Source organism: Cellulosimicrobium sp. NPDC057127, assembly GCF_042670945.1.
GTDB lineage: Bacteria > Actinomycetota > Actinomycetes > Actinomycetales > Cellulomonadaceae > Cellulosimicrobium.
In genome coordinates, this window is record NZ_JBHUUP010000009.1 from 1 (window position 1) to 14,710 (window position 14,710).

Genomic DNA, 14,710 nt, shown 5'->3' on the forward strand with positions numbered 1-14,710 from the left:
GCCCCCAGGGCTCTACCTCGGCGCCGGAGCCTCTATCTCGCGGGAGACGACGGCGACACCGGGTCGGAGGTCGGGGCCGGAGCGGGGGTGGGGCGGGTCGTGGCGGGGCTGGCGGGAGCCGCGAGGGACGAGCGGCGGATGGTAGAGCCGCCCCACCCCCGCGCAGGCCTCGGCCGCCCAGAACCACGGGGACCTGCGACCCCGGGCCACCAGTTCCACCGCCCCAGCAGCGTCATCGTCGCGGGCAGCAGGAGCCCGCGGACGACGGTGACGTCGAGGAGCACGGCGACGGCCATGCCCACGCCGACCTCCTTCATGGCGACGAGGTCGCCGATGGCGAAGCCGAGGAACACGACGGTGATGGCGACGGCGGCGGTGGTGACGACGGGGCCGGTGAGGGTGATGCCGCGCAGCACGGCGCGGTCGTTGGCGGCGCGCGGGTCCTGCGCGGGGTCGCGCTGCCGCCATTCCTCGGCGATGCGCGCGAGGAGGAACACCTCGTAGTCCATGGAGAGCCCGAACACGAGGAGGCACAGCAGGAGCGGGGTGGTGACGTCGAGCGCGCCCCACGACTCGAACCCGAGCAGGCTCTCGCCCCAGCCCCACGCGAACAGCGCGGTGAGCACGCCGAGGGTGGCGCCGATGGTGAGGAGGTTGAGCAGCAGCGCCTTGACGGGCACGACGACGGACCGGGTGAGGGCGAGCAGCAGGACGAAGGTCGCGACGACGACGACGCCGAGGGCGAGGGGGAGCCGGTCGAGGAGCTGCTGCTGGGTGTCGACGACGTCGGCGGCGGGGCCGGCGACCTGGACGACGACCTCGCTGTCGTCGCCGCTCGGGCCGGCGGCGGCCGCGCCGAAGTGCTCGGCACGGAGGTCGCGGACGTCGCGCACGAGCTGCTGCACCTGGGCGCCGGTCGCCTCGCCCGCGGGTTCGAGGTCCGCGACGGTGGTGTCGGTGGCGACGACGTCGAGGTCGAGCCCGGCGTCGGCGACGCCGGGCAGGGCGGCTGCGTCGTCGAGGAACGACTGCACCCGTGGGTCCTCGACGGGCAGGTCGACGATGACGGTGACGGGTTCGACGCCGAGGTCGCTGAAGCCCGTGGTGAGCGCCTCGTACGCGCGCCGCTCCTCGGCGTCGACGGGCAGCGAGCGCACGTCGGAGCTGCCGAGCGTGAGGGAGCCGAGGGGCGCGGCGAGCACGAGCAGGCCGGCGGTGGCCGCGACGGCGACGACGACGGCGTGCCGCTGCGCGAGGCTCGCGAGCCGGCCGAGGACACCGCGGGGTGCCCCCTCGGGGGCGGTCCGTGCGCGCCGGCCGGCCCAGGGCCGGGACCAGGTGCGCGCGCCGGTGGCCGGGATGTGGCGGTGCCACACGGCGACGAGCGCGGGGACGAGCGTGAGGCCGGCGAGGGTCGCGAGGAGCACGACGGCGGCGCCGCCCACGGCCATCCCGGACAGCAGCGGGTCGCCGAGCAGCAGGAGGCCGGTGAGCGCGATGCCCACGGCGAGGCCGGAGACGAGGACGGCCCGGCCGGCCCCGGCGACCGTGCGGCCGACGAGGTCCTCGACGGTGGCGCCGGGGGCGCGTTCGCGCTCCTCACGGAAGCGGGCCATGACGAGCAGGCCGTAGTCGACCGCGAGCCCGAGGCCGAGCAGGGTGACGACGTTGACGGCGAACTCGTTGACGGGCACCACGCCGAGCAGTCCGGTGAGGGCGAGGAGGGCGGCGGCGATGGTGGCGAGGGCCGCGAGCACCGGTACGACGCCGGCGCGCAGTCCGCCGAGGACGACGACCAGCAGGACGACCAGCACGGCGACGGCGATGCCCTCGCCGACGGCCGCGTCGGTCACGGCCCGCTCGACGAACGCCTCCTCGGCGAGCAGCTCGCCGCCGACGAGCACCTCGGGGGCGTCCACGGTCCGCAGCGCCGCGGCGACGCGCTCGGCGGTGGCGAGCGCGGCCTCGTGGTCGAGCGCGGGGTCGAGCTCGACGGTGACGAGAGAGCTCCGGCCGTCGTCGCCGATGAGTCCGCCGGCCGTGTAGGCGTCGTACACCTCGACGACACCCGGCATCGCCCGGATCTCGATCATCACCGCGGTCGCGTCCTCGACGAGGCCGGGGTCGAAGAAGTCCCGCCCCGCGAGGACCGCGGAGACGATCTCACCCTCGGGGCCCTCGCCGGGGACGGTGGTGAGCTCGTCGTGCCACTGCGCGGCGAGCGCGGCCTCGCTGCCCGGCGGGGCGTCGGGGACGTCCTGCGTGCGGTCGAAGACCGCGCCGCCGAGCACGGCCCCGGCGAGGGTGAGCGCCGCCCACAGGGCGAGGACGACGACGCGTCGTCGGGCCACGGCGCGGCCGAGCCGTTCCAGCATCGGTGACGTCCTCCTCGTCGAGGTGCGCGACCGGCCCGTCGGTGGGCCGGTCGTGGACGGGGTGCAGCCTACGTCCTGGCGGGAGCGTCGTCGGACCACCGCTCCCGCCGCGGACGACGAGGGCCTCACGCCCGGCGGCGGACCGCCGGGCGCGAGGCCCCCTGGGTGCGACCGTCAGCCGCAGCTGGTCGCGTCGAACGGCACGTCGAGCTCTGCCGTGCGACCGTCACCGCTCGCCGACACCTGGGCCGAGCCGGCGTCCACGGACGTGTCCCGCACGGGGAACGCCTGGTACGCCGACTTGCCCGGCTCCACGCCGGTCACGGTCTTCGTCCCGAACGGCGTCGTGAGCGTGACGTCCGCGGGCACCGTGTCGCCGTTCGTCGCGCGCACCGCGACGTAGGCCTTGCCCGCGAGGCACCGCACCTGGACGGTGGCGTCGATCGCCAGCTCCTCGGCGGCCGTGAGGTCCTTCACCCGGATGTTCCGGTAGGAGACCATCTCGCCACCGCCGTGGTTCTGGATGCCGATGAACCCGCTCGACAGGTCGCGCGCCGGGTCCGTGCTCGTGAAGTCGTTGACGAGCACGTCGTTGAGGTAGATCCGGATGCGGTCTCCCTCGACGCGGATGTCGTACGCGTTCCACTGCCCGACCGGGTTGAGCGCCTCCTCGACGGCCTCCGCGTCGGCGCCCTGGAACGTGTAGATCGCACCGGTGGTGCGGTCCTCGGCGTCCGTGGCGTCGATCTGGATCTCGTAGCCCTGGTTGACGGCGACCCACGGGTCGTCGCCCGGGTTCGGGAACCCGATGAAGACGCCGCCGTTGTCGTCCTTGACGAGCTTCCAGTCGAGCTTCAGCGAGTACGCGTCACCGAGCTCCTCGGCCGTGTACCAGAGCAGGCCCATGCCGCCCTCGCCGCGGATCGTGCAGTCGTCCTGGCGGCCGAAGCCACCCGGACCGGCCATCCGCCAGCCCTCGTTGAGGCTCGCGAGCGTGCCGTCGAAGAGGGCGGTGTAGCCGTCCTCGATCTCGGCCGGCGTGCAGATGTCCGCCGTGTCGCCGACGGAGAGCACGTCGAGGTTCACGTTGCCCTCGTCGCCCTCGTCCTGCTGGACGGCGATCGTGTTGACGCCTGCCTGGAGCTCGACCTCGCGCGTCGCGGTGCCCCACGTCTTCCAGTCGCCGGTCGTGGGCAGCGTCCACTGGCCCAGGTCCTCGCCGTTGACGTAGAGGGACACGTTCTTGTCCCGCAGCTCCGGGAACGGGTGGATGCCGTTCGCGTAGCGCAGGTGGATCGGGTACGTGCCCGCGGCGTCGACCTCCACGGAGAACTGCCGGCCGGTGCCGGTGGACTGCATGTTCGCGGCGAAGCCGGAGCCGGAGTAGTTGCTGTGGTCGGCCGCGATGGAGGAGCTGCCGAGCGGCTGGGCCGTCTCGGCCTCGTACCAGCCGCGCTCGGCCGGCGCGACGTAGCCCGGGAGCGAGTTCAGCGTGTACCAGGCCTCGGTGCTGAGGAGCTCGGCGCCGCCGGCGGACGCGAACGGACGCGGCGAGCGCAGGTGCACCACGTGGCCGGGCTTGAGGCCGTCGATCGCGAGCGTCACGGTGGTCCGGTCCTCGGAGAGGCTGGCGTCCGTGACGAACAGGGGCTGCTCGTCGACCTTCGGGCCGCCGTACTGCTGCGTGGGCACGTACCGCCACTGCTTGATCTGGTACGCGTCGGCCAGGTTCGCCGCGGCCTCGTCGGAGATCGGGTCGGTGTACTCGATCTCGAAGCCGCCCTCGACGACGCGCATCTCCACCATGTCGAAGGAGTCCTCATTCACGGGGACGAGCTTCTGCAGACCGTACCGGAGCTTGCCGGACTCGCCCCAGTTGCCGCCCTCACCGGTGCCGCCGACGTACAGCGCGCCGTCGGGGCCGTAGATGACGCGGTTGACGCCGACCTCGAGGCCCGCGGTGTGGCGGAAGACCGCACCCTGGAACTCACCGTCGACCCGCTCGAGGAACGCGCGCTGGATGCCGCCGTACGTGACGTCGCCCAGGAGCATCTGCCCCGCGAACTCGCCGTCCTCCACGAGGATCGGGTTGCCCGGGGAGTTGGCGATCTCGTTCTGCGGGAGCCACACGGCCGGCGGGGACACCGGCTGGTCGTCGAACGGGCCGGCCGGGTTCGTGTAGTGGTTGTAGAAGTTGTCCTGCTGGATGTGGATGAGCTTGTTCGACGGGAGCCACGCGCCCTGGTTGTCCGTCGCGAAGAGCTCGCCCTCGGGACCGAAGCCGACGCCGTTCGGCGTGCGCAGGCCGCCCGCGACGTACGTGACCTCACCGGTGTCGCGGTCGATCTTGATCGACGTGCCGCGGTTCTGCGCGGGCTGCGGGTTCGTCGTCGCGCCGCCGTTGTTGATGGCGACCGAGAGGTTCACGTAGAAGTAGTCCTCGTCGTGGACGAGGCCGAACGCGAACTCGTGGAAGTTGCCGCCGTCGGGCCACTCCGCGATCTTCGAGTGGACGTCGTAGAAGCCGTCGCCGTCGGGGTCGGTGAGCTGCGTGAGCTGGTGGCGCTCCGAGACGAAGATCGAGTCCTCGATGACCTCGATGCCCATCGGGTTGAGCAGCTCGTCGGCGACCTTGGTCACCGTCACGTCCTCGGGCCCGTCGGCCTCGACGACGCCGTCGAGGAAGTACACCTCGCCGGAGACCGGGTCGGGGCGCCAGCCGCCGGAGCTGACCTCGCCCGTCGTGACGACGGCGAGCTGCTCGTCCGGCGTGAACGCGAGGCCGGAGACCTTGGGCTCGAAGCCCTCGGGGCGCAGGTCGACGAGCTCGTAGTTCGGGTTGACCGAGTCGAGCCGCAGGCCGTCACCGGCGGTGTCGGTGTCGCCCTCGCAGTACTTGTAGCCGGGCGCGGTCACGCGCACGACGTCGGCCTCGGTGCTGAGCGCCGACTCGGGGACCACCTCGAAGGTCGAGCTGCCCGGCGTCTTCCACTCGAGGTGCAGCTCCTGACCGCCGCCCGCCTCGAAGAACTCGACGAACAGCGCGTGGGTGCCCGCGGTGAGCGTGGTCACGCCCTCCTTGGGCTCCGCACCGTGCAGACCGTCGTGGTCGATCACGAGCTGGTCGTCGAGGTGCAGCTTCGAGCCGTCGTCGCTCGTGAGCCGGAACGTGTACTCGCCGTCGGTGGGCACCGTCAGGTTCGCGAGCACGTGCGAGACGAAGTTGTCCTCCGCACCGAACTGCTCGGCGGTCTCCCAGTCGATCGTCGGCATGAGCTTGTCGACGTTGGGGGTCTGGCCCGACTTGAGCGTGCAGATCGAGTCCTGGCCCTGGGCGAGCTGGAAGGTCCGCAGCGTGACGCCGGGCTCCTGCTCGGGAAGCTCCGCTGCCGCGGAGGGGACGGCCCAGCCACCGACGGCGACGACGGCACCGAGCGTCACGGCAGCGATGCCGCGACGCCTGCTCGGCGACCGCCTCGGGTCGGAGGGCGGGCGGGGGGTACGTACGAGCATCCTTGCTCCCTTGGTCGATCACCACGTCGAGAGGATGCCCCTGCCGTCCCCGTCGACTGACAACGCTGGCAAGGCTAACCGCGGTTGTGCCGCGATGTCTACAACTTCGGATCGACGCCCGACAAAAGTGGGCATGCGGGACGCACCGCCCGGGGGCGGGACTATCGTCGCCCCATGACCGCGCGCCACGCCGAGGCCGGCACGGCCAGCATGACACGCCCACCCGCCCGCCCGTTCGCGCAGGTGGACGTCTTCACCCACGTCCCGACGCAGGGCAACCCGGTGGCGGTCGTGCTCGACGGCGACGGGCTCACCGACGCGCAGATGGCCGCGTTCGCGCGCTGGACCAACCTCTCCGAGACGACGTTCGTGCTCCCGCCCACCGACCAGGGCGCGGCGGACGGCGCCGACTACCGCCTGCGGATCTTCACCCCGGCGGGCGAGCTCCCGTTCGCCGGCCACCCGACGCTCGGCTCGTGCCACGCGTGGCTCCAAGCCGGCGGGTCGCCCCGCGCGGACGGCGTCGTCGTCCAGGAGTGCGGCGTCGGGCTCGTGTCGATACGCCGCGACCCGCAGGCACGGCTCGCGTTCGCCGCACCCGACCTGCTCGCCGACGCACCGCTCGCCCCCGCCGAGCTCGACGCCGTCGTGACCGCCCTGGGCGTCCCCGCCGACGCCGTGCTCGACCACCGACTGCTCGACAACGGGCCGGGGTGGCGCGTGCTCCTGCTCGACTCCGCGGAGCGTGTCGCGGGCCTCTCCCCCGACTTCACGGCCCTGCGCGCCGCGCACCCCGACCTCTCCGTGGGCGTGGTCGGGCTGTACCCGCAGGACGCGCCCGGTCCCGACGGCGTCGCCGTCGAGGTGCGGGGCTTCGCCCTCTCGATGGGCATCCCCGAGGACCCGGTGACCGGCAGCCTCAACGCCGTCGTCGGCCAGTGGCTCACGAGCGACGGTCGTCTCCCGCGCCGCTACGTCGCCGCCCAGGGCGCCGCGCTCGGCCGGGCCGGGCGCGTGCACGTCGTGCGCGACGCGGAGGACGCCGTCTGGGTGGGCGGGGACAGCGTGACGGTGGTCGCGGGCACCGTGCGGCTGTAGGGGTCAGTCGACGAGGAACGTCACCCAGATGTTCTTGGTGGTCGCCGTCGAGTACCAGCCCACGTCCAGCGAGAGCGTGCGCGCCAGGTGCAGCCCCAGCCCGCCCGCGCCGGGGATCCGCTCGCCCGCGTAGACGGGCACCGTCCCGCGGTCGTGGTCCGCGACCTCGAGCAGCCAGAGCGTGTCGTCGGTCGCGAGGCGCACGATCGTCGGCGGGCGGCCGTGCTCGAGCGCGTTCGTCGCGAGCTCGGACGCCACGAGCACCACCTTCTCCGGCGTCGTTCCGAGTCCGGCGTCCGGCGCGGCCTCTCCGGTCCGGAGCCGGGCGGCGAGCTCGGAGCGCACGCTGCTCAGCTCGTCCAGCGAGTCGAGCGACCACTCCTGCACCGGTCGGAAGGTCTCCGGGGGCCGCGACAGCGGCATACCGGCGTCAGTGGCAGGAACGTCGAACGAGACGTCCTCGGACGAGGGCACGAGCGATCTCCTTCAGCACCGACGGGACGAGGTCGGCCGATCCTCGGACGAGGCCGGCCGTGTGGACCGGCACCGTCAGAGCCTGGCACGCGGTCGCAGGGAGCGCATGTCCACCAGCCGTCGAACGACCCCTCCCGCAGTCCTGTCCGAGGCTGCCCGTGACGCGTCTCGCAGACGGTTCGAGTCGACGCCGCCCCGCTGGCCCGCAACGATTGGTGCGGACCGGGCGGTGGACCCGGAGAACGGAGAACCAGTCGCGTGAACGATGCCCTTCCCGCGGAACCGGTGCCCCCGGCGGGGGCGGTCATCGTCCTCGACCTGACGAGGGACGCCGTCGTGCACCAGGACGACCGGGCTCGCCGCCTCGCCCCCGGCGTGGCGACACCTGCGCCTACGCTGGACTGGTCGCGCGCCGCCGACCTGCGGCACGCGCACGACGGTTCTCCTGTGGACCTGCGCAAGCTGGCGACCGCACCGAGCGAGGGCGTCGACGTGACGACCGTGGCCCCGGACGACGTCGCGGGCACCATGCGCAGCGTGCTCACGAGCACCGGTCCGGCCGGCGGCGACGGCACGCTCGCCGTCGTCGTCCTCGAGCCCGTCGACGCCGGCACGCTCGAGCGGCGAGCCGTGCTCGCGAGCGACCTGTCGTTCACCATCGCGGACGCCCGGATGCCCGACGCTCCGCTCGTGTGGGTCAACCCGGCCTTCACCGGCACCACCGGCTACACCGCGGAGGAGGTCGTCGGACACAACTGTCGGTTCCTCCAGGGCCCGGGGACGGACCGCGCCGTCGTCGACCGCGTGCGCGACGGCCTGCGGGCACGCACCACGGTCGGCGAGACGCTCCTCAACTACCGCAAGGACGGCACGCCGTTCTGGAACCAGCTCGTCATCTCGCCGATCACCGACGCACGCGGCGACGTGACGCACTTCGTCGGCGTCCAGGCCGACGTCACCGCGCGCATCGAGAGCGAGCAGGCGCGCGACCGCCAGCTCGACGACGCGCGGTCGTCGAACCGCCGCCTGAGCGCGTCCATGGACATCACCCAGCGGCTCACGCAGCACCTCGACGTCGACGCCCTCCTCGAGGAGGCGGCCTGCATGCTCGCGACGGAGTTCGGCGGGTGGGCGGTCGTCATCACCTTCCCCGGCGGCCGGTCACGGACGGACGTGGCGACGGCCGACCCCGCCCTGCGCGACGCCGCGCTCCTGCTCTCGAAGGACGCCGGCTGGGCGGACCGCTCACTGGCGGCGGTCGACGCACTCGCGGGCGGGTCACGCTACTCCGAGCCGTTCGACATCTCCCCCGACATGATCTCCTCGTTCGCGAGCCCTGCCCAGCGCGACGCCATGCACGCGCTCGGCCTCGGATCCGCGATGACGGTCCCGCTCCGTGCGCGTGGCGCGATCACCGGTGTCGCCGCCGTGGTCAGCGCCGAGGCCGGTGCCTTCGATCGCGAGGACGCCGTCATGCTCGAGGACCTCGGGCAGCGTCTCGGGCTGATCCTCGACAACGCGCGGCTCTACGCGGCCGAGCACGAGGCCGCGCGCGCCCTCCAGGAGCGCATGCTGCCCGCGCTCGTGCCTGTCGACGGCCTCGACGTCGCCGTGACCTACCGGCCCGCCTCCGACGGCAAGCAGGCCAGCGCTTCCGTCGGCGGCGACTGGTTCGACGTGCTGGAACGCCCGGGCGGCACCGTCGCGCTCGTGGTGGGCGACGTCGTCGGGCACGACATGCACGCCGCGGCGTCGATGGGCCAGCTGCGGTCCGTCCTGCGGACCGTCGGCTGGGACCGGGAGGACCCCGCGGAGGTGCTCGAGCGCGCGAACCACCTCGTGACCGTGCTCGATCTCGCCGACATCGCGACGTGCGCGTTCGGCTCGCTCGGCCCGGCCGGGCCGGACGGCGACCGCCGGCTCTCGTACCTCCGCGCCGGCCACCTGCCCCCGCTCCTGCGGCGGCCCGACGGCACGGTGTCCGTGCTCGACGGGGCGCTCACCACGCCCGTCGGCGTGCCCGACCTCGACGTGCTGACGTCCTCGCACGTCGACGTGCCGGCCGGTTCCGTCCTCCTGCTGTACACCGACGGGCTCGTCGAGTCCCGCACCCGCGACCCGCGCGCCGGGATCGAGGCCGTCGTCGCAGCCCTCGAGGCGCTCCCCGCGGGTATCGACGCGGCCGGCGTGCTGGACCACGTGCTCGCGTCCGCCGCCGGCGACCGTCAGGAGGACGACCTCTGCGTGCTCGTGGTCCGTACCTAGGGTCCGTACCTCACGTGGTGACGACCACGGCGAGCGTCACCGTGCCGGCCCACGCGAGCGGGATGGCCACCCCCTCGAAGCCGACGCCCTGCCGGTCCCGCATGATCAGCCCGCCGGCGAGCAGCGTGGTGAGCAGGACCGTGCCACCGAGCAGGACGAGGCTGGACGGGCCGGCCGCGGCGTAGACGGACCCGTCCAAGTACGAGACGTCGGCGACGGCGATCATCAGGGTGTCGAAGACGTTGCCGCCGATGATGTTGCCGACCCCGAGCGTCAGCGCCCCGAGCCGCACCGCCGCGATGAGCACCACGAGCTCGGGCAACGAGGTGAGGGCCGTCGTGACGGTGAAGCCGACGATCTCGCTCGGCAGGCCCGTGGCACGGACCAGCGCGACCCCCGCGCGGCCGATGACCCACCCGGCCGACCCCACGACGACGGCGAGCAGGGCAAGACTGGTCCACAGCTGTCGCGTGGTCCGCTGGTCGGTCTCCCCGTCCGCCGCCACCTCCGGCGGCTCGTCGCCCTCCGCGCCCGCCGCGACGTCGTCGTCCGTGCGGGTGTCGCGCGTCCCGGTGGGCTTCCACATCGGGGCGCGCCGCATCCGCCGCAGGAGCACGAACCCGTACGCGTAGAAGGCGGGGACGAGCAGCGTCGCGGGATGGATCCATCCCCACACGAGCTCGGGCGTCGCGTACGCGATCACGGGGATCGCGAGGAGCGCCACGAGGATCAGCGCCTGCATGACGTTCTCGATCGACGCGGCCGCGTGCTCGAGGTTGGCCCGTCGGTAGACGAGGTCGGCGACGGCCAGCCACACGGTCTGCAGCGCGACCCCGCCGACCGGGTTGGCGAGCGCGAAGGCGGCGTCGCCCTGGAGCCCGCCGGTGACGGTGGTGACGATGCCCGGCAGCGACGTGACGGCACCCAGCAGGAGCGCCCCGGCGACGGCGTCACCGAGCCCGGTGCGTTCCCCGAGGACGTCGGCCGTGCGCGCGAGGCGCGTTCCTGTGGCGACCAGGACGACCCCGGCGAGGAGCAGGGCCAGGACGCTGACGAGGAGCGGGCTCACGAGGACGGGCTCGGGGTGCAGGGCGTCGGCATGGCGGCACCACCCTGCCACCGACCTCGGCGCGTCGCACGCGCCCGGGGACGCCACGCGCTACGGGGACCGTTCCCGGTCGACGAGGGCCGGGCGCCGCGGGTCGTCGACGCGCGCGACGACGTCCGCCGTCCGCTCCGGCGCCGCCTCCGTGGCGTACCGCGCGTACGCAGCCAGCGTCCACGCGTCGTCGGGCGGCGTCCTGCGAGCGATCGTCGTGGCGCGCACCGCGAGATGGACGGCCACGTCGAGCGGCAGCCCCTGGCCGAGCGCGAGGGCCCCGTCCAGGACGACGACGAGCCCGGGCTCGGCGTCGACGTACGGCGCCCGGGTCGCGCGGTCGGTCTCGGGGTCGCGCAGGCTCGGCAGGTAGCGGCCCGTCCCGCCCGGCCCGACCGCGTCGAGCACCTCGCGCCGCAGGCCCGCCGCGTCGATGCGGTCGTCGAGCAGGGCGTCAGGGTCCGAGCGTCCGCGCTCCAGGCGCAGCGACGCCGGGCGCCAGAACTCGTGCACGTGCAGCCGCGCGACCGGCCGCCCGGCCGCGCGTAGTGGGTCGACGAGCGCGTCGGCGAGCGCCTCGGGGTGGGTGGTCGGGTGCCCGTCGACGAGGACGCGCAGCGCGTGCCCGGGCACCGACTGTGCCAGCACCCGCCGGACGACGTGCTCGACCAGGACCTCCTCGTTCACGGGCTCCACGCGCACCCGGCCAGCATCGCACCTCACGGTGCCGGCCAGACCGTCGAGAGGTCCTGGGAGCTCGCCCCGACGCATCGAGCAAGGAGCTGGGACAGCACGTCTGGGATGATCTCGGGGACGGCGGGTCGACGGGAGGGGATGCGGGTGGCGCATGGCGAGGTGGCGGACTTCGCCGCGATCTTCGATGCGCTCCCCACGCCCTACCTCGTGCTGGACACGGACTTGCGGATCGTGGCGGCGAACCGGGCTCGCGAGGACGCGACGGGTGTGCCGGCCCGCGAGGTGGTGGGGCGGTACCTGTTCGACGCGTTCCCCGACGATCCCGAGGACCCGGACGCGCAGAGCACGACCCTGCTGCGCCAGTCCCTGGAGCGGGTGATCGCGACGGGGCGTCCGGACGTGATGCCCGTCCAGCGGTACAACATCCCGGCCGCCCTCGGCGGGTTCGAGCAGCGGTGGTGGACTCCGGTCAACGTCCCGGTGCTCGACCGCGACGGCAACCTCCAGCTGATCGTGCACCGGGTCGAGGACGTCACCGACTACATGGCGGGCGGCCCCGGCGCGGAGGGCGGGAGCGAGCAGGAGGTCTACAGCCAGGGGCACGCGCTGCGCAGAGCGCTGACCGACGAGGCGACCACGTCCCGGCGCCTGGAAGGCCTGGTGGACGTCGCGCAGCAGCTGGGGCGGACGTCGACGGTCGCCGAGCTCACCGAGGTCGTGGTGGACCGCGGCCTGCGCGTGCTCGGCTCCGACGGCGGGGCGGTCGCCGTGCTGGACGCCGAAGGCCAGCATCTCGAGCTCACCATGACGACCTCGCTCGGGCCTGATGCCCAGGAGCAGTTCGGAGTCATCGGCGTCGACAGCGACCTGCCTGCATCGGTCGCCCTGTCCCGCGGTGCGCCCGTGCTGCTGCCCGACGCCGCGGCGAGCTCCGCGTGGTCCCCGGAGATGGCCGGCGTCCACGCCCGCACGGGTCTGGTCGCGTGGGCGGCATACCCTCTGCTGGGCCAGGACCGGACGCTGGGTTCGCTCACCATCGGGTGGCGGCAGGCTCAGACGTTCACCGAGCGGGACACCGACCTCATCGCCGCGTTCGCGGCGATGTGCGCGCAGACCCTGGAGCGCATCCAGGCGACCGAGCGTGAGCGCCGCGCCGTCGCGGCGGAGCGTGGCCTGTCCGAGGCGCTGCAGCGCAGCCTGCTGACCGAGCCGGGCCAGACGGAGCACGTCCAGGTCGCGGTGCGGTACTGGCCGGCGGCCGAGCACGCCAAGGTCGGCGGCGACTGGTACGACGCGTACGCGGTTCCCAACGGCACGCTGAGCCTCGTCGTGGGCGACGTCACCGGGCACGACCGGCAGGCGGCAGCCGCGATGGCCCAGGTGCGCAACCTGCTGCGCGGCATCGGCGTCACCCTGCAGGAGCCGCCGGCCGCCGTGCTCACCGGGCTCGACCGGGCGCTCGACGCGCTCTCCGTCGGGGCCATCGCCACCGCTCTCCTGGCGCAGCTCGAGCCGAGTCCCGCCCAGGACCACACCGGCACACGCACCCTGCGGTGGTCGAGCGCCGGGCACTACCCGCCGGTCCTCCTCCGGCCCGACGGCACCGCGAGCCTGCTGCGCGCCACGCCGGACCTGCTGCTCGGCGTCATCCCGGACACCCCGCGCCACGACCACGAGGTCGAGCTGCCGCGAGGGTCCCTCGTGGTGCTGTACACCGACGGGCTCGTCGAGCAGCGCGGGTCGCGGGTCGAGGACGGGCTCGACTGGCTCGTCGCGACGGTCGCCGGGGAGCAGGCGCTGTCCGCGGAGGAGCTGTGCGACGCGCTCCTGCACGCGTTCCACGGCACGCACGACGACGACATCGCGATCCTCGTCGTCCGGACCGACTAGACCCCTCGCCCGCTGCGAGCTCGCCCATCAGCTGGCCAGAGGCGAGGGCAGTCTCCGCGTGACGAGCAGAAACGACCGGTGCACCGTCGAGGCCTGGGCGGGCGCGGCCTTGTCTGCTTGGCGGCGACGTTCCGGCCTTACCAGCTGAACGAGGCCCAGACCAGCTTGCCGCCCCCAGTGGCGTGTTCCCAGCCCCAGTCGTTCGTGATCTGGTCGAGGATGTGCAGGCCGTGCCCTCCGGCCAGGCCGGCGCGGCCTGGCCGACGTCGCGGAGCATCGGCACTGCCGTCGTGCACCTCGAGGCGAAGGGCGCGAGGTCTGCTGTGGATCCGAAGCCTGATTGCGGTCTGACTGCCGGCATGTTGAATGGCGTTCGCGACGAGCTCGCTCGTCCCCAGCTCTACCGCAGAGACCGTGCGGACGGGTGCGCCGTGCCCGTTCGTCTGCGCGGTCGCCCACCGGCGCGCGGTGGCGATGGACGACGACACGGCGGCCAACGAACACTCCGCGCTGTCGCCTGCGGAGGACGGCACACTGGACCATACCCCCGGCGCAGGTCGCTCGCTGGTCGGACGAGCTCGGCCGAACCGCGGCCGTCGCGAGCTGGACGGCTCGCCCGAAGCCCTCCCCGCCCGGATCATCACCATCACCAACGCATTCCGCGAACAGGTCCGGCTCTGCGCCACGCCGCGTTCGACCACGGCACCCCCGTCCCGCCGATCCCCTGCTGTACGGCATGCACCGCCTCCCCGGTCCCGGGTTCGGCGTCGACGACGGTGGAGGTCACCGGTGGGCGCCGGCCTCCCCGGGCGCGGACCGGGGAGGCCGGTGCCGCCGACGGCTCGACGAAGGGTGCGACGATGCAGTTCAGCACGGTGGGTCGCCCGGGTTGTGAAGGACCCGACGGCCCCGGGGCGGTGGTTCGCGGACCACCTCGGCTCCACCGTGGTCGCGGACCTCGGGTGGTACGTCACCACGCGGCACGACGGGCACGAGGATCTGAGCGTCGACTTCATGACGCCGGACGCGCACGCCTGGCCCGAGCGCGTGCGCGGGCAGGCCGCGGCGGGCACGCTCCTCGCCTTCCTCGTGGACGACGTCGACGCCGAGGCCCGCCGCCTGGTGGCGGAGGGGGTCGAGGTGCTCCTGGACCCCGTCTCCGAGCCGTGGGGACAGCGGCGGGTGCAGGTCGCCGGGCCGGAGGGCGTCGTCGTCGAGGTGCTCCAGCTCGTGGACCCCGACCCGGCGTGGATGGCCGCGAACGGTCTGGCGCCGCAGGACTGACGGGCGGCGCCCGAGC

The 14,710-nt window shown here is 73.6% G+C and carries 10 protein-coding genes; 4 read left to right on the plus strand and 6 right to left on the minus strand.

Annotated elements, in window-relative coordinates; translation table 11 throughout:
* Positions 1-32 precede the first annotated feature (32 nt).
* Together ACFTZA_RS10325 and ACFTZA_RS10330 are read right to left on the minus strand one after the other, a co-directional pair.
* Complete coding sequence (locus tag ACFTZA_RS10325) at positions 33-2,375, minus strand: MMPL family transporter (RefSeq protein WP_378193796.1); 2,343 nt, start codon at positions 2,373-2,375, stop codon at positions 33-35.
* A 174-nt stretch (positions 2,376-2,549) separates the two neighbouring features.
* Positions 2,550-5,816, minus strand: a complete 3,267-nt coding sequence (locus tag ACFTZA_RS10330) for a family 16 glycoside hydrolase (protein ID WP_378193799.1) — start codon at positions 5,814-5,816, stop codon at positions 2,550-2,552.
* A gap of 246 nt (positions 5,817-6,062) precedes the next feature.
* Between ACFTZA_RS10330 and ACFTZA_RS10335 the strand changes: the two genes are divergently transcribed.
* On the plus strand, positions 6,063-6,986 hold the full coding sequence (locus ACFTZA_RS10335; protein ID WP_378193803.1) for a PhzF family phenazine biosynthesis protein: 924 nt from the start codon (positions 6,063-6,065) through the stop codon (positions 6,984-6,986).
* Between the two features lie 3 nt (positions 6,987-6,989).
* Here ACFTZA_RS10335 and ACFTZA_RS10340 read toward each other — a convergent pair whose 3' ends face one another.
* Complete coding sequence (locus ACFTZA_RS10340; RefSeq protein ID WP_378193806.1) at positions 6,990-7,460, minus strand: ATP-binding protein; 471 nt, start codon at positions 7,458-7,460, stop codon at positions 6,990-6,992.
* A 258-nt stretch (positions 7,461-7,718) separates the two neighbouring features.
* Here ACFTZA_RS10340 and ACFTZA_RS10345 point away from each other — a divergent pair, with 258 nt between their 5' ends.
* Positions 7,719-9,725: a SpoIIE family protein phosphatase gene (locus ACFTZA_RS10345; RefSeq protein WP_378193809.1), complete on the plus strand. Its 2,007-nt coding sequence runs from the start codon at positions 7,719-7,721 to the stop codon at positions 9,723-9,725.
* A gap of 10 nt (positions 9,726-9,735) precedes the next feature.
* On the opposite strand, the gene ACFTZA_RS10350 is transcribed toward ACFTZA_RS10345, so the two are convergent.
* Together ACFTZA_RS10350 and ACFTZA_RS10355 are read right to left on the minus strand one after the other, a co-directional pair.
* Positions 9,736-10,794: a sodium:calcium antiporter gene (locus tag ACFTZA_RS10350; protein WP_378193811.1), complete on the minus strand. Its 1,059-nt coding sequence runs from the start codon at positions 10,792-10,794 to the stop codon at positions 9,736-9,738.
* Positions 10,795-10,884: 90 nt separating this feature from the next.
* Positions 10,885-11,526, minus strand: a complete 642-nt coding sequence (locus ACFTZA_RS10355; protein ID WP_378193814.1) for a uridine kinase — start codon at positions 11,524-11,526, stop codon at positions 10,885-10,887.
* Positions 11,527-11,664: 138 nt separating this feature from the next.
* On the opposite strand from ACFTZA_RS10355, the gene ACFTZA_RS10360 reads away from it, so the two are divergent.
* Entirely contained in the window at positions 11,665-13,410 is a 1,746-nt protein-coding gene (locus tag ACFTZA_RS10360) for a SpoIIE family protein phosphatase (protein WP_378193817.1), read from the plus strand.
* A gap of 137 nt (positions 13,411-13,547) precedes the next feature.
* Here ACFTZA_RS10360 and ACFTZA_RS10365 read toward each other — a convergent pair whose 3' ends face one another.
* Positions 13,548-14,057, minus strand: coding sequence for an ATP-binding protein (locus tag ACFTZA_RS10365; protein WP_378194246.1), 510 nt, complete (start codon positions 14,055-14,057; stop codon positions 13,548-13,550).
* 205 nt (positions 14,058-14,262) lie between these two features.
* On the opposite strand from ACFTZA_RS10365, the gene ACFTZA_RS10370 reads away from it, so the two are divergent.
* Positions 14,263-14,694, plus strand: coding sequence for a VOC family protein (locus tag ACFTZA_RS10370; RefSeq protein ID WP_378193820.1), 432 nt, complete (start codon positions 14,263-14,265; stop codon positions 14,692-14,694).
* The last annotated feature ends 16 nt before the right edge of the window (positions 14,695-14,710 follow it).